Below are 24,939 nucleotides of genomic sequence, written 5' to 3'. Positions count from 1 at the left end.
AGCAAGAGAAATAGCAAAGGCTAAAGAAGAAGAAAAAGCAAGAGAAATAGCAAAGGCTAAAGAAGAAGAAAAAGCAAGAGAAATAGCAAAGGCTAAAGAAGAAGAAAAAGCAAGAGAAATAGCAAAAGCTAAAGAAGAAGAGAAAGCAAGAGAAATAGCACAGGCTAAAGAAGAAGAGAGAGCGAAAGAAGTATCAAAAAACAACATACAGTCTGCTAAACGTGAATTAACGGTAGTAGCGACAGCGTATACTGCTGATCCAAGTGAAAATGGTACATATGGTGGACGCGTTTTAACTGCGATGGGGCATGATTTAACGGAAAATCCGAATATGAGAATTATCGCAGTTGACCCGAAAGTAATCCCATTAGGATCTAAAGTATGGGTAGAAGGTTATGGAGAAGCTATCGCTGGTGATACTGGAAGCGCAATTAAAGGTAATCGTATTGATGTATTAATGGGGTCAAAAAGTAAAGCTATGAATTGGGGAAGAAAAACTGTTAAAGTAAAAATTTTATAGTAACTATAATGATCCAAATAGAAGTCAGTTCTCTTTATTGAGGCTGGCTTTTATTTTTTTAGTGGAAGTATAATAGGATTTTTAAATGACTTATTAATAAACCTGTAATAAAACATAAAAATTGTCTCATGTTTAGAAAAACTATTAAGAATGAGGTAAGGAAGTAGAACAGAAGGTTATTGAGAAGTAGAGAAGAATAGAAGAATAGTATGTTGAAAACGAAGGGTTAACGTATAATGAAATATATAAATCGGATCAAATCGTTTACTAAACACTTTCACTCATAATAGTGTAATTAAGTTCAAAGGATAGGTGTATTTCATGAAAGAAGTAAGAGAATATATTGAAACAAAGAAACAAGGTGTATTGGAGTTGCAAATAAAAGAAACGGAAGAAAAGCTAGGTGCTGCTTTCCCAAATCAATATAGGGATCTTATTAAATTAGTTAATAATGCTGAAATAGGGGAATGGATACTATATCCGATTAAAGATAATAGAAATGTAACGAAAACTTTGGATGATATTGTTAGAAAAAACATTGACATGAGAGATGAGTCTATACCAGAAAATCTTATCATAATTGGTGACGATGGTTCAGGGGATAAATTGTGCTTTAAAATAAATAATGGAAAAATGGATGATAAAATATATATTTGGTATCACGCGGATGACGAAATGGAAGAAATATCTCCGAGTTTAAAAGAATTTATTATGGAAACTATTCAGGAAGACGATGTTTTTTAGTCTTAATTATTATCATTTTGTGAATCATTCTTATAAAAGGCGAGGATAGAATATGACAATAGAATTATATGGCGCACATTGTAATGAGCGGAAAGGGTATAGAGTAATTGAAGGAAGAGGTTCATATAATCATTACTTTGGCGGTCAAGATTGTAATTTGCCAGTATGTAAGTTATGCGGTGAGAAGATGCATCAAATTCTCTGTTTTGATTTAAAAGATGGGAGACTTGCTGAACTTAAAAGTAATGAACTAAATATTTTACCATTCGTTTCATGCTTGAACTGCGCGATGGTGTGGGAACCGCAATATTTTCAGTTAAGTGATGGAGGTAAAACAGTTCAAATCATAAAGCAGCAAAATACAGAAGAATGGATAATGGAAGAGGAAGATAAGTTACCAGTTTCATTACTAAAAACAACGGTAAAGCTTATAAATATGAAAAATGAAGATATACCTACAGATGAAGATAGTTACTGGGAAGCTTTTGACTTGTTCGGTTCTGAATATGTATGTAGATTATTAGGGGCACCATTATATGCGGATCTTCCAGAGCATTTGGCGTGTCCAACTTGTTCTAAAGAGATGAAGTATGTTGCTACAATTACACAAGATATCGAGGAACGTGAACTTATTTCAGTAGTTGATTTCCAGTTTGGGGAAATGAATATATACTATTATTTATGTAAAGATTGTTCAATTATAAAAACGGAAACACAAAGTACATAACAAGACTAACATATTATATTAGTCTTGTTTTTGTATCGCAACATCATTAAGAATCGCATCAAATATATCTTTTTGCGTAAAGTTATCTGTAAAAATAGTTTCTCTGGCAACCTCAATTGTATCGTGCGGATTATACCATTTTTGGAGGGAATCTTCACCAAATTCATATCGTTTGTCCCTTGTGTTATGTCGTCTAATAGTTTCCTCTAATGATAAATCAAAATAATATGTAAATGCATTTTCATCAAAATAACGAATTAATTCTTTTAACATCTCACCATACCTACGACTGTCCAATATACCTTCTAAAATAACAAATTCACATTTTCCTTTTCCGTACTTTGTAATTTCAAATAGTAAATCATGTGATAAATTACCCATTGTATCGTGTACTCTAAGCATATCTCTACGTACAACATCCTGTGATACTAAAAGTGTACCTTGTCCGAAATGTTCTTGTAGTTGCTTTGCAATCGTTGTTTTACCACTTGCGGAGTTTCCTCTAAGAATGATTAAAGTGGATGTAAGTATAGGTTTAGACATAATGTATTCCCCCAACGGTATTAATTATATAGAAAATTTTAACAAATAAAGTGAGGAAAGTGTATAATTAATATGATGAATATTTAAGGAGGGGATTAGATGGGGGATATATTAAAAAATGCACAACCTATATGGAAACGGACTTGGTTTCGTTATCTAGGGGCATTTTTTATTGTTCAGTTACTGTTTATTTTGTGTGAAATAACTGCGTGGGCACCAAACTTTAGACCAGGCGGAGAGTTTTTTAATAGAATATTAAATTCTCAATTTTTCACTGAATGGTTCACACTCTATACAATCCCGCAATTTAACGTATTTACAGCATTTTTTGCGATTACATTACTACCATATGCATTAGTAGGTGCAATGAAAGATGTAACATCAAGAAAAAATATAAAGGAATAATAGAGGTATAATATGCTTTTTCAAAAAGAAGGTTTATTGATTAGATACGTAATGGAAAATGATGCAGCTATCATTTCTAAATGGTTAACGGACCCAGCAGTCCTGCGGTATTACGAAGGGCGAGATAATCCGCAATCTGTAGAAAAGGTGCTTGATCATTTTATGCATAATCCAAACAGTAATGAAAATAGATGTTTAATAGAATTTGATACCGTTCCGATTGGTTACATACAAATGTACCCAGTTGATTCAGAGTGGAAAGCGATATATGGCTATAAAGAATCACAAAATGTATGGGGAATGGATCAATTTATCGGTGAACCAGTCTATTGGGGAAAAGGAATTGGACAAAAACTCGTTCAGGCAGCAATTACATACATTATGGGTGAAATGGGAGCAGAAGCAATCGCAATGGATCCGAAAGTAAATAATGAACGAGCGATAAAGTGTTATGAAAAATGCGGATTTAAAAAAGTAAAGATTTTAAAGGAACATGAGCTGCATGAGGGGGAACTAGAAGATTGTTGGATGATGGAATACAAACAATTATAATGAATATGCAATGGCTTATATAAACGAAGGGAGCTGTGTGAAATGAAAAAAGCATTAATCGTAATTGATGTGCAAGCCGGTATGTATACAGCTGGAATGCCAGTACATAATGGGGAAAAGTTTTTACAAACATTGCAAGAGCTTATTGGGGAATGTCGTTCAAATGATATTCCAGTTATTTATGTCCAACATAACGGTCCTAAAGACCATCCGTTAGAAAAAGGTACGGATGGATGGCGAATCCATGCAACAATCGCTCCGCAAGAAGGGAATGATATTGTTGAAAAGACGACGCCAGATTCATTCCATAAGACAAACTTAAGCGAAGTGTTACAAGAGAAAGGAATTGAACACGTTATTCTTTCGGGAATGCAAACAGAGTATTGTGTAGATACGACAACGCGCAGAGCATGTAGTGAAGGATATAAAGTAACGTTAGTGAGTGATGCGCATAGTACATTTAATACAGAAGTGTTACGTGCTGAAGATATTGTGAAACATCATAACACAGTATTGGGAGCGTTTGCGGATGTTGTTGCATTAAAAGACTTGAAAGTGGCTGCCTCTAAATAAGAGGCAGTTTTTTTATTAGAAAAATAGCGTCAAATATTGTTGGTAAGTCGATATTTTGAAATAATCGTTTATATAATTTCACGTACCATAATGAAAAAATACAAAAAAGGAGCACCACATAATTAAAAAGGGCGCTCCTGCATTAAAATGTTACTTCTTCTTGTCTTTATCCAATATATTTTGTTCTTCAGCAAACTCCGTACCATATGCAAAGCGGCGATTAATACGAATGTTATCATTGTTGTGCCTTGTATGAGAGTTAGAGAAGCGATGAACGATTACTTCAGATAAAGTGAAGACGATGGCAGAAAGGATACTGCCCCATGCAATTTGCATATAGTTGTCTAATAAAATATTACCGAAAATCCATACGCTTAAATATGTTAATAAGAAATCCGACATAATGGCACCAGTATTGCCAATTCGATTTAAAATAATTTTATCAACGAACATGTAGGATACGATTGTAACAAAGAGACTGAATGAAATAATTTGAACAAACGTTGCAGGGAAAAATAAAGCAAGCCCAATGCTAAATGCGATAATGCATGATATAAACTTGATAAGCACTACTGTGAAATCATTCAAAATTTACACCTCCGATTTATACATAGTTTTGCAATAAATTCTGGAGTTCATACATTGTAACGGATTTATTTACATAAAACTTTTTCATGTTCGGAATTTAGTCTAAATATTATAAAAATAACGAAAAAATGTTATAGTAAAATGAGAGTTTATGACATTTTTAGGTAAGGGGGAATCCAGGATGTGGATTACTTCAGAAGTAGAAATTCCAGATGAGTTAATTGATCACATTGAGCAAGGAAAGTTAGTGTTATTTGTTGGAGCGGGAGTTTCTATGAAAGGGAAATCAAACTTACCAAATTTTGATGATTTAGTTGATGAAATTGCAAAAACGTTATATGTCGAAAAGCGTGAAATAACAGAACCACATGATTATTATCTTGGTAAAATTGCGAAAACAAAAGATGTACATCAAGTCGCAAGAGATCTTGTTCATATAGAGAAATCAAAACCGAATCCATTACATTATGCAATTCCAAGGTTATTTCCTTTAGATACAGATATCCGCATTGTAACAACAAATTTTGATCAACATTTTACAACTGCAATTAAAGAAATAAATAGAGATATCAATGTTTATTACGCTCCAGCTTTACCGACTGGGAGAGCTTTTAAAGGTCTTGCTTATATACATGGTAATGTAGAACAGGAGAAAGAGGCTTTAATTTTAACAGACGGTGATTTTGGAAGGGCTTACTTAACGGAAGGTTGGGCGAGAAGATTTTTAGTCGATCTATTCTCAAATTACACCGTTTTATTCGTTGGATATAGTCATAATGACCCAGTAATGAAATATTTAGCAACTGGTTTACCACCAAGTACAAGACGATTTGCTTTTGTCGCACAAGGAGAAAATACGTACCACTGGGAACATTTAGGGATAAGACCGATTGTGTATCCGAATAAAGTGAATAATCATCAATCTCTCGTAAAAGCGGTAAAACGCTGGGCGGAATTAATGGGTGATAATTATATTACGAAAAGAATGCGTATTCGGGATATTGTAACGGTTCCCCCGTCATTAGAACAGGAACAATTATCATACATAAAGCAATCAATTAAAAAAATTGAAACAGTTCGTTACTTTGTGGAATTTGCTCACGATTATGAATGGGTCGAATGGTTAGAAGCAGAAGATAAATTACAAAATTTGTTTATGCTTACGCCAAACTATAATGAAGTAGATGAATTATTTGCAGAATGGTTAGTGGAACAATTTCTTTTTAGTCATCAGATAGAATTATTTCAATTAATTTATAAAAACTATTCTAAAATATCACCGTTATTATGGAGAACAATTTGTAACTACTTAAACGAAACGAAGAGTAAGATGGACCCATTGTTGTTTGCCAGGTGGACACTCCTTTTATTAGAAACTGCTGAAAAAGATAGTAGCTCTATAGAAAAGATTTCTAAGTTACTGCAAAAATGTTCTTTTCCTGAGCATAAGGAAATTGCGTTATTGTTACTAACTTTTATTTTAGACGGAAAGCTGAAGTTGAAACGTGTAAGAAAATGGGGAAATGATACGCAAGAAGCAATAGAACTCGAGGAATCGAGTCGCTTACCAGTATCAACATTTTCTCATGTGGAGCAAATTTGGAATGAAAAGATGAGGCCATATATCGCCTATTATGCTGTTCCAATTATGATGATTGGATTAGAAAAATTGAGAATGTTGTCGTTAAGACAAACGGCACTGAAAAAAAGAAATACGGAAGATGTAGAAAAAGAGTTTCATCAAAATGATCTTGCATTTTTAATACAAATTGTAAAAGAGTGTCTAACTTATTTATGTGAAAACAATGAGAAAAAAGCGGATTATTATATTACAGAAATGATAGAAGCGAATAGTGTACTTCAAAAGCGAATTGCAATTGATGCGATGAATAAAAATATTTTTGTTCGTGTAGATGACAAAATGAAATGGTTGTTACAGGAAGGACTTCTTTTAGATTTCACTTATAAACATGAAGTTTTCCAACTTTTAAAAAGTCATTATGCAAATTGTTTGGAAAAAACAAAAGAAGAAGTCACTCGAACTGTAATAAAGCGTCTTACAGAAGAGAGAGTATTTGATGCATGTCTCGTATTAGACTTATTATTCAAGTGTGATTCAAATAGTCCATCTACGGCAAATGGGTATGAGTTAATGAAGCAAAAGCATCCTCATTTTCATTCTGAACGATACAGTGTACAAAAGAAAGAGGATACAGCGCAAAGCATTACTTGTAATGTAACAGCTGACGGATTATTGCAGCTGAAAGATGTTGAAATTATGAAGCAAGTTCGGCAATTTTTGCAAGATGGTGTTTTTGAACAACGCCATTTTTTAGAGATGTTATCAAAAGCATGTAAATTGAATACAGAGTGGAGTATTTCATTCGCATATCAATTAGTAGGAGTGCAAGAAATAAGTAATGAAGTATGGTTTGTTTGTATTAGAGAATGGCGAAATAACAGAGGATTGACAAATGATCAAATCCAAAAAATTATTCCGTTATTGCAGAAATTTGTTAGAAATACTGCTTTTCATTGGTTAATTAGTAGTTTTCTATATGAAATTAGTAATCGACTAGAAGAGTTAGAAGAGAATAGTATACGTGTTGTAAAACGCTTTGCTTTTTCAGTGTTTCCTCAAGTTATGAAGAGTGATACGGATTTTAAGCTTGGAAAACAAGATTTTTACAATGAATCAATTCAGCATCCTGTTGGAAAAATGACGGCTGTATTATTAAAGTTGTTATCATATGATCATTTATACGATCGTAATGTATATGAATATTTATTTTTATTTGAAGAACAAGTAAGAGTTAATTCAGTACGAACAAACTTTATGTTTGCTCGTTTAATAGCAGATATTACATTTCTATATCATATTGAAAAGCAATGGTGCCGAAAATATTTGTTACCATACTTAGATTTAAAAAAACAAAATGAAATTATGGAATATGCATGGGCTGGTTTATGTTACACGCAAATAAATTTACCTTTATTTACAGAAATGAAGCGTTTTATTAAGTATGCGATAGAACATTTGGAAGTATTACATCCGCATACGAGGGAAGCTTTCTTGAAGTGGCTTAGCTTTGTATTTATTAAATGTGTACTATATTGGGAGCAAAAAACAGATTGGTTATACCCTTTACTCATACTAGAAAATGAAGAAAATAAAATTAAATTTATGCAGTTTTTATGCTATTACGTCAAAACATTAAGTGTAAAAGAACAACAAAAATTTTGGACAGCTTGGCTCAGTGTATTTTTGCGAGAACGACCAAAAATGGGTGAGATAACAGCGAGAGAATATGTAATGCTTTTACGTATTATTTTATACATGGATGAAATATTAGAAAAAGGATTATGTATTATGTCTCGTGCATTTTCAAGTGTAAATGGTAAATGTACAGGTGAGGAAATGAAGCAGTTATTGATTGAAATGCTTCATAAAAAAGAAAGTATGAAAGCGCATAAAGAAATGTTTGCAAATGTGTTTTTTATTTTACTACAAACATGTCAAGAAGCCGTTTTATTTGAAAAAGAAATCATAAAAATAAAAGAATTATTAGTTCAGTATGGAGTAGAGGAATCTGTTTTACATTTACTAGAAAATGAAATAATTCGCATAGGAATTGTAATGGGTGATTTACAAGAAGAATTATAGGACGAAAGTGGAATTTTAAAAAATATATAAAAAGTTGTTGACAGTGTTTTGAAAAGCGTTCTATAATACGAATCATACTTATTCAATTTCAAAAACATTTGAATAAACAAAGTGCAATGAAGAGATCACAGTAGTGGTTAGTCTTACTGTAACAGAGAGCTGGTGGTTGGTGTGAACCAGTACAGGGATAATCATGAATTACAGTCTTGGAGCATCTTTTTCGTAATAAAGATAGTTTGTCTTTATGAGGAAAAAGCGGTCAATTGATCGTTAACAGTGAAGAGAGGTAGACGGAAAGTTAGTCTACAACTAGGGTGGTACCGCGATAAATATCGTCCCTACTGATTTATTCAGTAGGGACTTTTTGTATTTTAGTGGTCCAACTTGAAAATAAAATAGTCATGCATTGAAAGGAAAAGCAGTAGTTGTTGTTTCCCTGTAACAGAGAGCTGGTGGTTGGTGCGAACCAGTACAAAAACAAGAGCGAATTACAGTCCTGGAGCATCTTTTTCGTAGTAAAGATAGTATTGTCTTTATGAAGGGAAAGACGGTCAGATGATCGTTAACAATGAAGAGAGGTAGACGAAAGAAGTCTACAACTAGGGTGGTACCGCGATAAATATCGTCCCTACTGATTGGATCAGTAGGGCTTTTTTGTACAAAAAAGTGGCTTTTTAACTAGTAGTTCATGTCTTTGTACGAATTATTAGTTTAAAATAAGAAGAGGTATCGATTCCACTATAAATTTGTATAATTAACCAGTTCAGAAAATAGAGAATCTTTTATTCTCTTACTATACTTTTAAAACATTAGAGGAGGATTTCCAAATGGCAAATCATGAATTAGATCAATTACGTAAACAGGTAGATGAAATTAACTTACAACTATTACACCTTTTAAACAAACGTGGTGAAATCGTTCAAAAAATTGGAGAGCAAAAGCAAGTACAAGGTACGAAACGCTTTGATCCAGTACGTGAGCGTGAAGTACTTGATATGATCGCAGAGCATAACGAAGGACCATTCGAAACATCAACAGTTCAACATATTTTCAAAACGATTTTCAAAGCAAGCTTAGAGTTACAAGAAGATGATAACCGTAAAGCGTTACTAGTATCACGTAAAAAGAAACAAGAAAATACAATCGTTGATGTAAAAGGTGAATTGATTGGAAACGGAACACAAACGTTCATCATGGGACCTTGTGCAGTAGAAAGCTTAGAGCAAGTTCGTCAAGTAGGGCAAGCGATGAAAGACCAAGGCTTAAAATTAATGCGCGGTGGTGCATTCAAACCGAGAACATCTCCATACGATTTCCAAGGTTTAGGAGTAGAAGGACTTCAAATTTTACGTCAAGTAGCAGACGAGTTCGACTTAGCAATTATTAGTGAAATTTTAAATCCGAACGATGTTGAAATGGCATTAGACTACGTTGATGTAATTCAAGTTGGCGCACGTAACATGCAAAACTTCGATTTATTACGAGCTGTAGGTAAAGTTAACAAACCAGTATTATTAAAACGTGGATTAGCAGCAACAATTGATGAGTTCATTAACGCAGCGGAATACATCATTGCGCAAGGTAACGATCAAATTATTCTTTGTGAGCGTGGTATCCGCACATACGAAAGAGCAACACGAAACACATTAGACATTTCTGCAGTACCAATTTTAAAGAAAGAAACACATTTACCAGTTATCGTTGATGTAACACATTCAACTGGACGCAGAGATTTATTATTACCAACAGCGAAAGCGGCACTTGCAATTGGCGCAGATGCAGTAATGGCTGAAGTTCATCCAGATCCAGCAGTTGCATTGTCAGATTCTGCACAACAAATGGACATTCCAGAATTCCATAGATTCATGGATGAGTTAAAAGGTTTCAAAAATAAATTATCTTAATTCCATATCATATATGCGTTGAAGAGGAAACAGTAGTGCTTATCTCACTGTTAAAGAGAGCTGATGGCTGGTGTGAATCAGTACAAAGGTAAGCATGAATTACAGCCTTGGAGCATCTTTCTCGACAACTTATGGAGGGGAAGACGGTCAAACGATCGTTAAAGAAGAAGAGAGGTAGACGACAGTTGTCTACAACTAGGGTGGTACCGCGATAAACATCGTCCCTACTGAGCGCTCAGTAGGGACTTTTTTGTACAAAAAAATAGTAAAGGGGCAAGAGAAATGAGATACATTACAGCTGGAGAATCACATGGACCGCAGTTAACAGTTATTTTAGAAGGTGTACCAGCAGGTTTGACACTTACGGCGGAACATATTAATAAAGAATTATTAAGAAGACAAAAAGGTCATGGACGCGGAAGACGCATGCAAATTGAAACAGATACAGTTGAAATTGTAAGTGGTGTTCGTCACGGGATGACACTTGGATCACCGATTACGTTAATCGTAAAAAATGATGATTTCAAACATTGGACGAAAGTAATGGGTGCTGAGCCAATTTCTGAAAAAGAAAGTAAGGACATGAAACGTACAATTACAAAACCACGTCCAGGACATGCGGATTTAAATGGAGCAATTAAATATGGTCATCGTGATATAAGAAACGTATTAGAGCGCTCATCTGCAAGAGAAACGACAGTTCGTGTAGCTGCTGGTGCAGTTGCAAAACAAATTTTAAGCGAATTAGGCGTAAAAATTGCAGGACATGTTCTTGAAATTGGTGGAGTAAAAGCAAAACATATTTCAAACTTACCGATTGAAGAAATTCAAACGATAACTGAAAACTCACCAGTTCGATGTTTAGATAAAGAAGTAGAGCAAGAAATGATGGATGCGATTGACAACGCAAAAAGTAGCGGAGATTCAATCGGTGGTATTGTGGAAGTTATTGCAGAAGGTATGCCAATTGGCGTTGGTAGTTACGTTCATTACGATCGTAAATTAGATGCAAAACTTGCTGGTGCAATTATGAGTATAAATGCATTTAAAGGTGCTGAAATTGGCGTAGGTTTTGAAGCGGCAAGACAACCAGGAAGTAAAGTGCATGATGAAATTCTGTGGGATGAAAAAAAAGGATACACGAGAAAAACGAATAATGCCGGCGGTTTAGAAGGCGGTATGACAACAGGTATGCCAATTGTCGTAAGAGGCGTTATGAAGCCAATTCCTACATTATACAAACCGTTAGCAAGCGTTGATATTGATACGAAGGAAGCATTCCAAGCGAGTATTGAAAGATCTGATAGTTGCGCAGTACCAGCAGCGGGTGTAGTAGCTGAATCTGTTGTAGCATGGGAACTTGCAGATGCACTAGTCGAACAATTCGGAAAAGATCGTATGGAATTATTAAAACAAAACATTATGCAACACAATAACTACGCAAAAGAATTTTAATAAAAAGGTGGGTTTAACGTGCAAGTAAAAGATCAACTATCATCATTACAACCATATAAACCAGGTAAATCACCAGAACAAATGAAAGAAGTGTACGGAGATCATTCGTTTGTGAAATTAGCATCGAATGAAAATCCATTCGGTTGTTCACCGAGAGTTTTAGAAGAGTTGCAAAAATCTTGGTTGGAACATGCTTTATATCCTGACGGAGGTGCTACGACGCTCCGTCAAACAATCGCGGATAAGTTGCATGTGCAAATGGAACAAGTACTTTGTGGTAGTGGTTTAGATGAAATCATTCAAATAATAAGCCGCGCCGTATTACGAGCGGGAGATAACATTGTAACAGCAGGTGCAACATTCCCGCAATACCGTCATCATGCGATTATTGAAGGCTGTGAAGTGAAAGAAATTCCTTTAAATAATGGTGTATACGATTTAGACGAAATTTTGTCAGCGGTAAATAATAATACGAAAATCGTATGGATTTGTAATCCGAACAACCCGACGGGCACATATGTGAATGAGCAAAAATTAACTCAATTTATTGAAGGCATTAGTGAAAATACGTTAATTGTCATTGATGAAGCGTACTATGAATACGTAACAGCAAAAGATTTCCCTGAGACATTACCGCTTTTAGAAAAACATAAAAACATTCTTGTACTTAGAACGTTTTCTAAAGCATACGGATTAGCTTCTTTCCGCGTTGGATATGCGATCGGACAGGAAGAGCTAATTGAGAAATTAAATGTCGTACGTTTACCATTTAACGTATCTTCATTAGCGCAAAAAGCAGCTACGATTGCTTTTGGTGATAACGAGTTTATTGAAGAAATAGTTCGTGTGAATACAGAGGGATTACAACAATACGAAAGCTTTTGTAAGGAAAATGAAATTCCATTTTATCCATCACAAACAAATTTCATCTTCTTGCCAGTTGAGAATGCAGGAGAGATTTATGAAGCTTGTGCACATGCAGGGTTTATTATTCGTCCATTCCCAAATGGTGTCCGTATTACAGTTGGAACAAGGGAGCAAAATGAAGGAGTGATTTCAGTGTTAAAACAACACTTTGAAAACAAAAAAAGTAAGTCTCGAGATGAGGAAAATGCGTAAAAAGGTAGTATTAATTGGAACAGGTTTAATAGGAGGCTCTCTCGCATTAGCGATTAAGAAAGAGCACGATGTAACGATAACAGGTTACGATATATTTAAAGAGCAAGTAGAGCGTGCAAAAGAATTACACGTAGTAGATGAAGTAGCAGTTGATTTACAACATGCATGTGAAGAGGCACATTTAATTGTTTTTGCTTCTCCAGTTGAAGAAACGAAGAAACTATTACACAAACTTGCGTCATTCCGTTTACGAGAAGATGTTATAGTGACTGATGTTGGTAGTACAAAAGGGTCTATTATGAACGAAGCGGAAGCTTTATTTTCAAAGGAAGTTTCTTTCATTGGGGGACATCCGATGGCGGGTTCTCATAAAACGGGAGTTGAAAGCGCAAAGGCGCATTTATTTGAAAATGCATTTTACATTTTAACACCGATGAATCATGTACCAAATGAACAAGTGGAAGACCTTAAAGTATGGTTAAAAGGAACAGGATCTCATTTTCTTGTTTTAAATACAGAAGAACATGATTATGTAACAGGGATTGTTAGTCATTTCCCGCATCTTATCGCAGCAGGTTTAGTAAAGCAAGTTGAGAAACATGCAGGAGATAATCCGCTCATTCATCAACTCGCTGCTGGAGGTTTCAAAGACATTACACGTATCGCATCTAGTAGTCCGAAAATGTGGAGTGATATTGTAAAGCAAAATCGAGAGCATTTAATGGTATTATTAAAAGAGTGGATCTCTGAAATGGAAGGTTTATATAAGACAGTTTCTACCGGAGATGCAGGCGAGATTCAAAACTATTTTGCAGATGCGAAGGAATACCGTGATTCTTTACCAGTAAGAAAGAGTGGTGCAATTCCTGCCTATCACGACTTATACGTTGATGTATTAGATAAGGTGGGGGCATTGGCTCATATTACGAGTATTTTAGCGCGCGAGGAAATTAGTATTACGAACTTGCAAATATTAGAAGCGCGTGAAGGACTGCTTGGGGTATTACGTATTAGTTTCCAAAGGGAAGAAGATCGTATGAAAGCAAAGCTAGCGCTTGGAGAAGAAGAATACCAAACTTATGAAACAATTTAAATGAGAAGGTGAAAAACGTGAAAGAAAGAACAATACAACCTGTTAATAACGGATTGAATGGCAATATTACAATCCCAGGTGATAAATCCATTTCACACCGTGCTGTTATGTTCGGTTCGATTGCAGAAGGGAAAACAACAATTAAAGGTTTCTTGCCCGGTGCAGACTGTTTAAGTACTATTTCATGTTTTAAAGAAATGGGAGTAGAAATTACGCAAAACGGTGATGAAGTTACTGTAGTTGGTAAAGGATTAGAAGGTTTACAAGAACCGAAAGCTGTATTAGATGTTGGTAATTCTGGTACAACAATTCGATTAATGTCAGGTATATTAGCTAACACACCATTTTTCTCTTGCGTACAAGGTGATGAGTCTATCGCAAAAAGACCGATGAAGCGTGTAACAAACCCATTAAAACAAATGGGTGCAAACATTGACGGCAGAGAAGAAGGAACATTTACACCGCTAACAATACGTGGCGGAGATTTAAAAGCAATTGAATATATTTCTCCTGTTGCAAGTGCACAAGTAAAGTCAGCTATTTTACTTGCAGGTCTTCGTGCAGAAGGTGTAACAGCTGTTACAGAACCACATATTTCACGCGACCATACGGAAAGAATGCTTGAAGCATTTGGTGTTAAAGTAACTCGCGAAGGGAAAACAGTGAAGCTGTCAGGTGGACAAAAATTAACAGCAACAGACATTCAAGTGCCAGGTGACGTATCATCAGCAGCATTTTTCTTAGTAGCAGGTGCAATCATCCCAAATAGTAAACTAGTATTACAAAATGTAGGAATGAATCCAACTCGTACAGGTATTATTGATGTTTTAGAGAAAATGGGTGCTACGTTCACTGTAGATATAATTAACGAAGGGGCATCAGAACCAGCTGCAAATATTACAATTGAAACATCTTCATTAAAAGGAATTGAAATTGGCGGAGATATTATCCCTAGATTAATCGATGAGATTCCTGTAATCGCATTAGCGGCAACGCAAGCGGAAGGAATTACAGTAATTAAAGATGCACACGAATTAAAAGTAAAAGAAACAAATCGTATTGATACAGTCGTTGCTGAGTTAACGAAACTAGGAGCTCGCATAGAAGCAACTGATGACGGCATGATCATTTACGGAAAATCAGCTCTAAAAGGCAATACAGTAAATAGTTATGGTGATCATCGCATCGGAATGATGCTTGCGATTGCTGGCTGCCTGGCAGAAGGAAAAACAATTATTGAAGATGCAGAAGCAGTAGGTGTATCATATCCTACATTCTTTGATGAACTTCAAAAGTTAGCTAAATAATAAGGATGGAAAGCAGATACGTGATGTATCTGCTTTTTTTGTTAAAACGTCTTTCTAATTTCACTTACCGAACTATAATAGAAAGAATTGTGATACAATTCAAACAGGGAATGGAGGAGAATTATATGAATGTCATACAATTAAAAGAAGATAAGTTCAGAGAAGCATTACGTTTATCAGAATACGCTTTTCAATATAAAGTAGATGAGGAACGATTACAGCAGCAACTTACAAAGATGAAGGAAAGTCATGAAATATACGGCATTATGGAAGGGGAAGACTTAGCAGCAAAACTACATCTTATTCCGTTTCATATTTACATAGGTAAAGAAAAATTTAAAATGGGTGGCGTTGCAGGGGTAGCGACGTATCCTGAGTATAGAAGAAGTGGGTATGTAAAAGAGCTACTTCAAGATTCACTTCAAACGATGAAAAAAGATGGCTATACAGTCTCTATGTTACATCCATTTGCGGTTTCATTTTACCGTAAATACGGCTGGGAACTTTGTGCGAATTTAGTCACATGTCATATGACTAAGAGCGATTTAGTGATGAAAAAACAAGTAAATGGCACTGTGAAACGTTTTAATAAAGAAAATCATCCAGAAGAGGTCGAAAAGCTCTATGAAGTATTTGCAGAACGTTTTTCAGGTATGCTAGTTCGAGAGAAGAACTGGTGGTTACAAGCGGTTTATGATGATTTAACATTAGCGATTTATTATGATGAAAATAAAAGGGCAGCAGGTTACATGTTATACAAAATAGAAAACTATAAAATGACAGTAGAAGAATTTGTACCACTACATAATGAAGCACGAAATGGTCTGTGGAACTTTATTTGCCAGCATGATTCTATGATTAAAGAACTTGAAATGACAGTAAGTGAAAACGAACCGTTGTTATATTCATTGCAAGAGCCACGCGTGAAGACAGAAATAAAACCATATTTTATGGGAAGAATTGTAGATGTAGAGCAGTTCTTAAAACAATATGAGTTGAATTGGAACAATGTACAGCAAGAAGTGATCCTACACATTACAGACGCATTTGCTCCGTGGAATAACGTAACAGTGAGACTTGCAAATCATGAAATAACAATTGTAGAAGAAACAACGGAAAAAGGAATAAAACTGGATATAAATGCACTATCGGCAATAATGTTTGGTTATAAACGCCCATTAGAACTAAATGAACTTGAATTAATTAGTGGAAGTGACGAGGCAATACGGTCAATTGAGAATCTAGTACCAGTGCGTAAGCCATTTATTTATGATTTCTTTTAATTTGTATGTATGAAGGTGGGCTATCCTAAGTGAAATTTCGGGATAGCTTCCTCTTATATTGTGAATTTTTGTCGGTAAGTCAATATATCATGAGAATCGCTGATATAATTTTAAGTTGCGCCAATATATCCAGAAAGTCACTCATATAATTTCATTCACAAATAGAGGATAAAAAATCACAGTTATACTTTGTCACGCACTTGACTTTTAATTCATGTAATTTATAATTAAAAACGGAATGAATTTTCATTCCTGGAAATTGAGGTGGAAAAATGGCTAAAAACAAACAAGAGGATATTTTTGATGCTGCAATACAACTTTTTGCAGAACGAGGTTATGATGGTACAACAATTCCGATGATTGCTGAAAAAGCAAAAGTAGGCGCAGGTACAATCTACCGTTATTTTGAAAATAAAGAAGCGCTTGTTAATTCTTTATTTACGAAAAGTGTTTTACAACTATCGGAATTAATAAAAAATGATTTCCCGGTCGGTGCAAATATTCGTGAACAGTTTAGCCATACATACAACCGTTTATTTGAATTTGCGAGACAAAATGCAGATGCTTTTCTTTTTACAAATTCTCACTGTGATAGTTATTTTCTAGATGAACATAGCAATGAAATATTCGAGGACTTCATGGGTTTCTTCATGAACTTGATTGAAGATGGAATCGAAAAAGGTTTGCTTCGTCCATTACCACCAATTGCTTTAATTATTATTGTATATCAACCAATTGAAAAATTAATTAAAGTAATGGAAACAGGGCAGTTAGAATATACAGATGAATTAGTAAAGGAATTGGAAGAAAGTTGTTGGAATGCTATTAGAATCATTTGATTCTATAGCGTTATAAGGACAGGAATGAACATTCATTCCGTGTGTAAATTTCATAATGGGAGATGATTCAAATGAGCAACCTAAAAAGTTGGAGAAGTTTATCTTTTCTATTATGGATAGTTATTACTATTACAATGGTTGTAACGATGCCTAATATGGATAAATTAGTGAAGGGAAAAGGGAAAATTACAATCCCTAATACAGAACAAAGCAGCATTGCTGACAAGATGATTAAAGAGATAGATAAAGAAGGGGTTGAAAAGTATGAAATTATAGCCGTTTTTAATAGTGGCAATAAGGCAGCTTTAACAGATGAACAAAAGAAGGAAATAACAAAAACGATCAACGCCCTGCAAAATGAAAAAGAGCAATTAGGAATTAAGGAAGTTGTTTCGCATTTAGATAATAAAGACTTGGAGAAACAATTAGTTTCTAAAGATAATACGACTATTTTAACGCAAATATCGATAGATAAAAAACATGGTGAAATATCAAGGGTTTCAAATAATCTGCATGAAAAGGTGCAAACGAAAGGAGTAAAAACGTATTTAACAGGAAGTGACTTAATAGCGGGTGATTTTCTTAAATCCTCTCAAGAGGGAGTGAAAAAGACAGAAGTTATTTCAATCATTTTCATTCTTGTAGTATTAATCCTCGTATTCCGTTCACCAGTTGTTCCGATTGTTTCTCTTCTTACAGTCGGTGTGTCGTATTTAGTTTCAATGGGGATTATTGCTCAGCTTGTAGATCAATTTAATTTCCCATTTTCAAACTTTACACAAGTGTTCGTAGTCGTCGTCCTCTTTGGAGTAGGAACAGATTATAACATTTTATTATATACGAGGTTTAAAGAAGAATTAAGTAAACAAGAAAATGCATTTTGGGCCACGAAAGAAACATTTAAATCGGCAGGTAAAACCGTATTATATAGCGGTATAGCGGTGCTAATTGGTTTTGCATCACTTGCGTTAGCGAATTTTAAATTATATCAATCTACTTCAGCGGTAGCAATTGGTGTTTTAGTATTACTACTCGTATTAACGACTTTAAATCCATTTTTCATGGTGCTTTTAGGAAAAGGAATGTTTTATCCAGTTAAAACATTTAAAGGTCATGAGGATAGTCGCTTATGGGGATTCTTTGCGAAAAACTCAGTAGCAAGGCCATTTATCGCTTTAATCATCGTATTTTTAATATCGATTCCTTTCATATTAAAATACTCTAATACACTAAATTACAATGATTTATTTGAAGTAGATAATAAGTATGAATCAAAGATGGGTATTAACGTAATAGAAGATCATTTTCCGCCTGGTTTCTCTTCGCCGAGTACATTAGTCATTCAATCTGATAAAAAGCTGGATGAAGGAACTTCTCTACAAATTTTAGACGAATTAACTGATAAAATTTTGAAAGTTAAAGGTGTATCAGAAGTATATGCACCAACACGTCCAACTGGTGAGAAGATAAAAGAATTATATTTAAATAAGCAAGCGGGAGAATTGAATACAGGATTAGGAGATGCCGATGGTGGCATAAAGGAAATTAATGATGGATTAACGGATGCGAAAAATAAAATGGGAAGTAATGATTCAAATAGTCTTGCGAATGTTCAAAAATTAATTGATGGAACGAACGAGGCGAAAAACGGGGTAGCAGCATTAGGAACAGCTTTACATCAATTATCAAATGGCATAAACGACGGTGCACAAGGGGCACAGCAAATTGAGAGTGGCTTAGCTTCAGTAAACGAAAATATAAATGTTCTATCTAATGCAACGTCGCAGCTGCATGCTGGTTATGCACAGTTAGAAAAAGGTTTAAGCTCTTACGATCAATACTTCGGAAGTATTTCTCAAGCAATTGATGGTGCGAAAAAGGGATATGAACAAATTGAAATGTTAATGACCAATTTCGTTCAAACGAAACCAGAACTAGCGAATGATTCAAACATACAACAAACGATAGGGATTGCTAAAGAGGCTCAAAAACAATTAAATGTACTTTCAAAAGAATTAAATCAATTAGCAACGCAACATAAAGCAGCGATGAGTTCGTTTAAAGAAGCGAATCAATCGTTACTGAAAGTGGATAACGGCTTAAAAGAAATGAACAATGGAATTAATAAGTTACAAAAGGGAGCAGCGGATCTTAAAAATGGATTAAATGAAGGTTCTGCAGGTTCAAAACAAATTGCGAATAAATCAGCTGAGTTACAATCTGGATTAACGAAAATAAACGATGGGCAAGGGCAACTTTTAACGGGCCTTAAAGACCTGCAGGAAAAGATGGGGCAATTACAATCCGGTTTATCTAAAAGTACAGAAGGGCTTGGAAAAGTAAGCAATGGCCTGCATGACGCGCAGAAATATTTAGGGGAGCTCAATGAATCGAAAAGCTCTGAGAAGTTTTATATTCCAAAAGAAGTGTTAGAGGGAGAAGATTTCCAAAAAGCATTGAACACGTACATGTCACAAGATAGAAAGATTACTAAAATGACCATCATTTTAGATGTAAATCCGTATTCAAAAGAAGCAATGCCGATTATTCAAGAAATCAATAAAACAATCGAAGGCACTGTAAAGGGAACGGAATTAAAGGATGCGAAAACAGCAATTGGCGGAACAACAGCTAGAAACGTTGATTTAAAAGAAGTAACGGGGCAAGATTTCTTACGTACAGCTACGATTATGTTATTTGGAATTGCGATTGTATTAATGGTAATTACACGTTCATTATTAAATACAATATTTATTATTGCCTCATTACTATTAGCGTACTTTGCATCGCTTGGTATAAGCGAACAAATTAGTGCACATGTATTACATGTAGAGTCATTAAGCTGGAATGTTCCATTCTTTAGCTTCATTATGATTGTCGCTTTAGGAGTGGATTATAGTATTTTCGTAATGATGCGCTATAACGAGGTAGAAGGGGATTCGGTAACGAAAATTATAACTGCATCTCGTCATATAGGAGGAGTTGTATTATCAGCGGCGCTAATTTTAGTAGGGACATTTGCAGCATTAATCCCTTCAGGTGTATTAACACTTATACAAGTAGCATCAGTTGTTGGCGTTGCACTATTACTATTAGCTTTAATCGTGATGCCGATATTGTTACCTGCTTTAATGGGGTTAACGAGTAAATTGAAGAGTTATAAAGAAAAGATAATAAATACGAAATAAGTGAAGACTGTAGGGGATGATTTCTCTACAGTTTTTCTATATATAAAATTTCAAATAAAAAATGAATCCAATGTATTACAGAATGAGAAGTGAATGGTTATATGAGAAAGAGGTCAATGATATACATACAATAGCTAGGGGAATGGATAAAAACTATCCGATTTCATTATAGAAAGGTAATCAACCGTTGCTATTCATCCAGCTTCTACTATATAATAGCTATAGTCTACAATAATTGAGTCGTAATATGCGATTTTTTAAGACAATCGGTGAGAAAACGCTGAAATAAGCGGTATTAGTAGGAGGACACAAATGATTACAGTAAGTAACGTTAGTTTGCGTTTCGCGGATCGCAAATTATTTGAAGATGTTAACATAAAATTCACGCCAGGTAACTGCTACGGTTTAATCGGAGCAAACGGTGCTGGTAAATCAACATTTCTAAAGATTTTATCTGGAGAAATTGAACCATCAACAGGTGATATACATATTACGCCAGGTGAGCGTCTAGCAGTATTAAAACAGAACCACTTCGAATATGAAGAGTTCCCAGTATTAGAAACAGTAATTATGGGTCACACGCAACTTTACAAAGTAATGCAAGAGAAAAATGCTATTTACATGAAAGAAGACTTTAGTGATGAAGATGGAATGCGTGCTGCAGAACTTGAAGGTGAGTTCGCTGAGCTTAACGGTTGGGAAGCTGAGTCAGAAGCTGCAATCCTTCTAAAAGGTCTTGGTATTGGTGAAGATCTTCATGACAAAAAATTATCAGAATTGACTGGTGCAGAGAAAGTAAAAGTATTACTTGCTCAAGCATTATTCGGTAAACCTGATATTCTATTACTAGATGAGCCTACCAACCACTTGGACTTAAAAGCGATTCAATGGTTAGAAAACTTCTTAATGAACTTTGAAAATACAGTAATCGTTGTATCCCATGACCGTCACTTCTTAAATAAAGTATGTACGCACATGGCTGATCTTGATTTCGGTAAAATTCAACTTTATGTTGGTAACTATGACTTCTGGTATGAGTCAAGCCAATTAGCTTTAAAATTAACACAAGATGCTAATAAGAAAAAAGAAGAGAAAGTAAAAGAGTTACAAAACTTCATTGCACGCTTTAGCTCAAACGCATCTAAAGCGAAACAAGCAACTTCTCGTAAAAAATTATTAGATAAAATTACATTAGATGATATTAGACCATCATCACGTCGTTACCCATTCGTTGGCTTCACACCTGAGCGTGAAATAGGAAATGACTTATTAACTGTTGAAGGCCTTTCTAAAACAATTGATGGCGAAAAAGTGTTAGATAATGTGTACTTCACTTTAAATAAAGGTGATAAAGTTGCATTTATCGGTCGTAACGATATCGCGATGACAACATTATTTAAAATCCTTATGGGTGAAATGGAGCCAGATAGCGGTTCATTCAAATGGGGTGTTACAACATCTCAATCTTACTTCCCAAGAGATAACTCTAAGTACTTTGAGAACAGTGACTATAACTTAGTTGATTGGTTACGCCAATTCTCTCCACAAGATGAGTCAGAAAGCTTCTTACGTGGTTTCTTAGGCCGTATGTTATTCTCAGGTGAAGAAGTTAAGAAGAACGTTTCTGTATTATCTGGAGGCGAAAAAGTTCGTTGTATGTTATCTAAAATGATGTTAAGTGGTGCGAACGTAATCACACTTGACGATCCAACGAACCACTTAGACCTTGAGTCTATCACTGCATTAAACAACGGTTTAATTGCTTTCAAAGGTACAATGTTATTCACATCTCATGACCATCAGTTCGTACAAACAATTGCAAACCGCATTATCGAAGTAACACCAAACGGTGTAATCGATAAAGAGGCAACTTACGATGAGTACTTAGAAAATGAAGAACTTCAAAAACAAGTAGATGCAATGTACAAAGGTCAATAATATATCATGAAAAAACTCGCTCTTTTTAGAGCGAGTTTTTTTGTCGAGAAAACATAACACCACTGGTAGGGTAAATGAATAATTATTCAAATATAACATTAGTGAACATGAGGGTTTTTCATGTATGGAAGAGATGTAATGAATTTAAGATTTAGTTGAAGTAGGGAAATGTAAGATGAGCGATATAATTAAATAACATTATTTTGTCATGTGAAATATGTACCAAAATTGGAGATAGAATAGTTTGCGAATGAGTTTATAAAGGTATATAGTATGGGATGGCATAATTAGTGGATGAATCTTGGGAGAAAACAGGAAATGTTACAAATTTATTTTGTTAAATAGAAACCAAGGTCAAAATGTTTAAAAAGAAATAGTTGAATAAATACTAGCTTCAAATTATAATTACTAATATTCTTCATATAGTTAAATAAAGATAATCTATTTGAAGAAGAAAATTTGAATAGAGAGACAGACTTATAAAAAATAAGCCTTGGATGATTAAAAGAGGTGGAGAAATGAAACAGTTCTTATTAAAGAGCAAAAGTGTGTTAAGCAATCATTTTGGATTCTTTCTGTTTGCCGTTATTTTATTTTGGCTCAAAACATATGCCGCGTATGTAACGGAATTTAATTTAGGAATTTCAAACACAATCCAAAAATTCTTGCTGTTTTTCAACCCGCTTAGTTCAGCAGTTCTATTTTTAGGACTTGCATTATTTGCAAAAGGGAAACGATCTTATATTTGGTTAATCGTTATCAACTTGTTATTGTCGATTCTTTTATATGCAAACGTAGTATACTATCGCTTTTTCAGTGACTTTATTACGTTCCCGACATTAACACAAACGAATAACTTTGGAGATTTAGGTGGTAGTATTCTTGCGTTGCTACATCTTTATGATCCACTATACTTTTTAGACACGATTATATTAATTGTGTTAGTCGCAACAAAATTTGCAAATCCAAAACCAATTCGTGTTGCGAAGCATAAATTATCTCTAGTATTTGTAGCAGGTATTTTATTATTCAGTGTTAACTTAGGTCTTGCAGAGTCTGACCGTCCTGAATTATTAACAAGAACGTTTGACCGTAATTATATTGTGAAATATTTAGGGGCATACAACTACACAATTTATGATGGAATTCAAAGTGCGAAAGCATCGACAGAACGAGCATTAGCTGATGGCGATAATATGACAGAAGTACGAAATTATTTAACATCAACTTATGCAAGTCCAAATCCTGAGTATTTCGGTAAAGGAAAGGGAATGAACGTAATTTATATTCATTTAGAGTCATTCCAAAACTTCTTAATTGATTACAAATTAAATGGTCAAGAAGTTACACCGTTCTTAAACTCATTTACAAAAGATGCGAATACACTATACTTTGATAACTTCTTCCATCAAACAGGACAAGGGAAAACATCTGATGCGGAGTTTATGTTAGAGAATTCAATGTTTGGTTTACCGCAAGGTTCTGTCTTTACAACGAAATCTCATAATACGTATCAATCAGCACCAGCTATTTTAGGACAACAAGGATACACATCAGCAGTATTCCACGGTAACTACAAAACATTCTGGAACCGTGACGATATTTATAAATCATTTGGTTTTAATAAATTCTTTGATGCGTCATACTACGATATGAATGAAAAAGACGTAGTAAACTACGGATTAAAAGATAAACCGTTCTTTAATGAATCTATTCCGTTATTACAAACGTTGAAACAACCTTTCTATACGAAGTTTATTACGTTATCGAACCATTTCCCTTATCCAATTGATAAGGCAGAAGCAACGATTGAACCAGCAACAACAGGTGATTCATCAGTAGATACGTACTTCCAAACAGCACGCTATTTAGATGAATCTGTAAAAGGCTTCATCGATTACTTGAAACAATCTGGTTTATATGATAACTCAATTATCGTTATGTACGGAGACCATTACGGTATTTCAGATAATCATAACGCAGCAATGTCAAAAGTAATGGGTAAAGAAATGAACTCATTTGAAAATGCACAGTTACAACGTGTACCTTTAATCGTTCGTGTACCAGGAGTGAAAGGTGGCGTACAACATCAATATGGCGGTGAAATTGACGTTCTTCCTACGTTATTACACTTACTAGGTACAGATACGAAAAACTATGTTCAATTCGGTTCAGATTTATTATCACCAGAGCATAAACAAGTCGTTGCGTTCCGTAACGGTAACTACGTAAGCCCAACTGTTACTGCACTAAACGGCAAATACTATGATACAACAACTGGAAAACCTGTAGAATTTACAGATGAAATAAAGAAAAATGAACAAATGGTTCAAAACTCACTAAAATACTCTGACCAAGTCGTAAATGGTGACTTATTACGATTCTACACACCGGAAGGATTCACTCCAGTAGATCGTTCGAAGTATAACTATAACAATCGTGATAAAAACAAAACGAAGGTAAAAACGACTCCGGAAGGGGAAGCTAAATAATAAAA

At 34.6% G+C, this 24,939-nt stretch carries 19 protein-coding genes and 3 other annotated features; of the genes, 17 read left to right on the top strand and 2 right to left on the bottom strand.

Annotated elements, in window-relative coordinates; translation table 11 throughout:
- From H6481_RS20110 to H6481_RS20100, 3 genes are all read left to right on the top strand, one after another.
- Positions 1 to 520: 3D domain-containing protein (locus H6481_RS20110; protein ID WP_259347379.1), on the top strand; the 520-nt coding region annotated here is incomplete at its 5' end.
- A 321-nt stretch (positions 521 to 841) separates the two neighbouring features.
- A complete protein-coding gene (locus tag H6481_RS20105; protein WP_098126623.1) occupies positions 842 to 1,264 on the top strand; it encodes an SMI1/KNR4 family protein in 423 nt (140 codons plus the stop codon).
- 52 nt (positions 1,265 to 1,316) lie between these two features.
- Positions 1,317 to 1,991 carry a hypothetical protein gene (locus H6481_RS20100; protein WP_182812940.1) on the top strand — a complete coding sequence of 225 codons (675 nt, stop codon included), beginning with the start codon at positions 1,317 to 1,319 and terminating at the stop codon, positions 1,989 to 1,991.
- An 18-nt stretch (positions 1,992 to 2,009) separates the two neighbouring features.
- Here H6481_RS20100 and H6481_RS20095 read toward each other — a convergent pair whose 3' ends face one another.
- Entirely contained in the window at positions 2,010 to 2,534 is a 525-nt protein-coding gene (locus H6481_RS20095; protein ID WP_074625439.1) for a kinase, read from the bottom strand.
- A 99-nt stretch (positions 2,535 to 2,633) separates the two neighbouring features.
- On the opposite strand from H6481_RS20095, the gene H6481_RS20090 reads away from it, so the two are divergent.
- Genes H6481_RS20090 through H6481_RS20080 form a run of 3 tightly spaced genes read left to right on the top strand, consistent with a single transcriptional unit; the run spans position 2,634 to position 4,064 of the window.
- Positions 2,634 to 2,939 carry a YfzA family protein gene (locus H6481_RS20090; RefSeq protein ID WP_000502339.1) on the top strand — a complete coding sequence of 102 codons (306 nt, stop codon included), beginning with the start codon at positions 2,634 to 2,636 and terminating at the stop codon, positions 2,937 to 2,939.
- A 12-nt stretch (positions 2,940 to 2,951) separates the two neighbouring features.
- Positions 2,952 to 3,491 (top strand): GNAT family N-acetyltransferase, encoded by a 540-nt coding sequence (locus tag H6481_RS20085; RefSeq protein WP_000898784.1) that lies wholly within the window; start codon positions 2,952 to 2,954, stop codon positions 3,489 to 3,491.
- Between the two features lie 42 nt (positions 3,492 to 3,533).
- On the top strand, positions 3,534 to 4,064 hold the full coding sequence (locus H6481_RS20080; RefSeq protein ID WP_182812939.1) for a cysteine hydrolase family protein: 531 nt from the start codon (positions 3,534 to 3,536) through the stop codon (positions 4,062 to 4,064).
- A 150-nt stretch (positions 4,065 to 4,214) separates the two neighbouring features.
- On the opposite strand, the gene H6481_RS20075 is transcribed toward H6481_RS20080, so the two are convergent.
- The gene (locus H6481_RS20075) at positions 4,215 to 4,652 is read right to left on the bottom strand and encodes a YndM family protein (RefSeq protein WP_000997702.1); all 438 of its coding nucleotides are present in this window, start codon (positions 4,650 to 4,652) and stop codon (positions 4,215 to 4,217) included.
- A gap of 181 nt (positions 4,653 to 4,833) precedes the next feature.
- On the opposite strand from H6481_RS20075, the gene H6481_RS20070 reads away from it, so the two are divergent.
- From H6481_RS20070 to H6481_RS20020, 11 genes are all read left to right on the top strand, one after another.
- Complete coding sequence (locus H6481_RS20070) at positions 4,834 to 8,316, top strand: DUF4020 domain-containing protein (protein ID WP_182812937.1); 3,483 nt, start codon at positions 4,834 to 4,836, stop codon at positions 8,314 to 8,316.
- Between the two features lie 107 nt (positions 8,317 to 8,423).
- Positions 8,424 to 8,659 (top strand) — a binding site (T-box leader).
- A gap of 54 nt (positions 8,660 to 8,713) precedes the next feature.
- Positions 8,714 to 8,949: a binding site (T-box leader), on the top strand.
- A 194-nt stretch (positions 8,950 to 9,143) separates the two neighbouring features.
- Positions 9,144 to 10,220: a bifunctional 3-deoxy-7-phosphoheptulonate synthase/chorismate mutase gene (locus H6481_RS20065; protein WP_001273575.1), complete on the top strand. Its 1,077-nt coding sequence runs from the start codon at positions 9,144 to 9,146 to the stop codon at positions 10,218 to 10,220.
- A gap of 9 nt (positions 10,221 to 10,229) precedes the next feature.
- Positions 10,230 to 10,449 (top strand) — a binding site (T-box leader).
- A gap of 53 nt (positions 10,450 to 10,502) precedes the next feature.
- Complete coding sequence (gene aroC / locus H6481_RS20060; protein ID WP_182812935.1) at positions 10,503 to 11,675, top strand: chorismate synthase; 1,173 nt, start codon at positions 10,503 to 10,505, stop codon at positions 11,673 to 11,675.
- Positions 11,676 to 11,693: 18 nt separating this feature from the next.
- Positions 11,694 to 12,794 (top strand): histidinol-phosphate transaminase, encoded by a 1,101-nt coding sequence (hisC, locus tag H6481_RS20055; protein ID WP_098851023.1) that lies wholly within the window; start codon positions 11,694 to 11,696, stop codon positions 12,792 to 12,794.
- On the top strand, positions 12,787 to 13,887 hold the full coding sequence (tyrA, locus tag H6481_RS20050) for a prephenate dehydrogenase (RefSeq protein ID WP_053564165.1): 1,101 nt from the start codon (positions 12,787 to 12,789) through the stop codon (positions 13,885 to 13,887). The genes hisC and tyrA overlap by 8 nt, the downstream gene beginning before the upstream one ends.
- 17 nt (positions 13,888 to 13,904) lie before the next feature.
- Complete coding sequence (gene aroA / locus H6481_RS20045; protein ID WP_016081178.1) at positions 13,905 to 15,194, top strand: 3-phosphoshikimate 1-carboxyvinyltransferase; 1,290 nt, start codon at positions 13,905 to 13,907, stop codon at positions 15,192 to 15,194.
- Positions 15,195 to 15,319: 125 nt separating this feature from the next.
- Positions 15,320 to 16,477 carry a GNAT family N-acetyltransferase gene (locus H6481_RS20040; RefSeq protein WP_142245235.1) on the top strand — a complete coding sequence of 386 codons (1,158 nt, stop codon included), beginning with the start codon at positions 15,320 to 15,322 and terminating at the stop codon, positions 16,475 to 16,477.
- Positions 16,478 to 16,749: 272 nt separating this feature from the next.
- Positions 16,750 to 17,316 carry a TetR/AcrR family transcriptional regulator gene (locus H6481_RS20035; protein WP_001107291.1) on the top strand — a complete coding sequence of 189 codons (567 nt, stop codon included), beginning with the start codon at positions 16,750 to 16,752 and terminating at the stop codon, positions 17,314 to 17,316.
- A 71-nt stretch (positions 17,317 to 17,387) separates the two neighbouring features.
- The gene (locus H6481_RS20030) at positions 17,388 to 20,504 is read left to right on the top strand and encodes an MMPL family transporter (protein ID WP_182812933.1); all 3,117 of its coding nucleotides are present in this window, start codon (positions 17,388 to 17,390) and stop codon (positions 20,502 to 20,504) included.
- A gap of 312 nt (positions 20,505 to 20,816) precedes the next feature.
- Positions 20,817 to 22,442, top strand: a complete 1,626-nt coding sequence (locus H6481_RS20025) for an ATP-binding cassette domain-containing protein (protein WP_000633860.1) — start codon at positions 20,817 to 20,819, stop codon at positions 22,440 to 22,442.
- 518 nt (positions 22,443 to 22,960) lie between these two features.
- Positions 22,961 to 24,934 carry an LTA synthase family protein gene (locus H6481_RS20020; protein WP_000808748.1) on the top strand — a complete coding sequence of 658 codons (1,974 nt, stop codon included), beginning with the start codon at positions 22,961 to 22,963 and terminating at the stop codon, positions 24,932 to 24,934.
- Positions 24,935 to 24,939: the final 5 nt, after the last annotated feature.

The organism is Bacillus sp. ME78 (genome assembly GCF_903970865.1).
In the GTDB taxonomy this organism is placed as follows: domain Bacteria; phylum Bacillota; class Bacilli; order Bacillales; family Bacillaceae_G; genus Bacillus_A; species Bacillus_A cereus.
The sequence above is the reverse complement of the archived record's forward strand: the minus strand, read 5'-3'. Positions and strand labels throughout refer to the sequence as shown.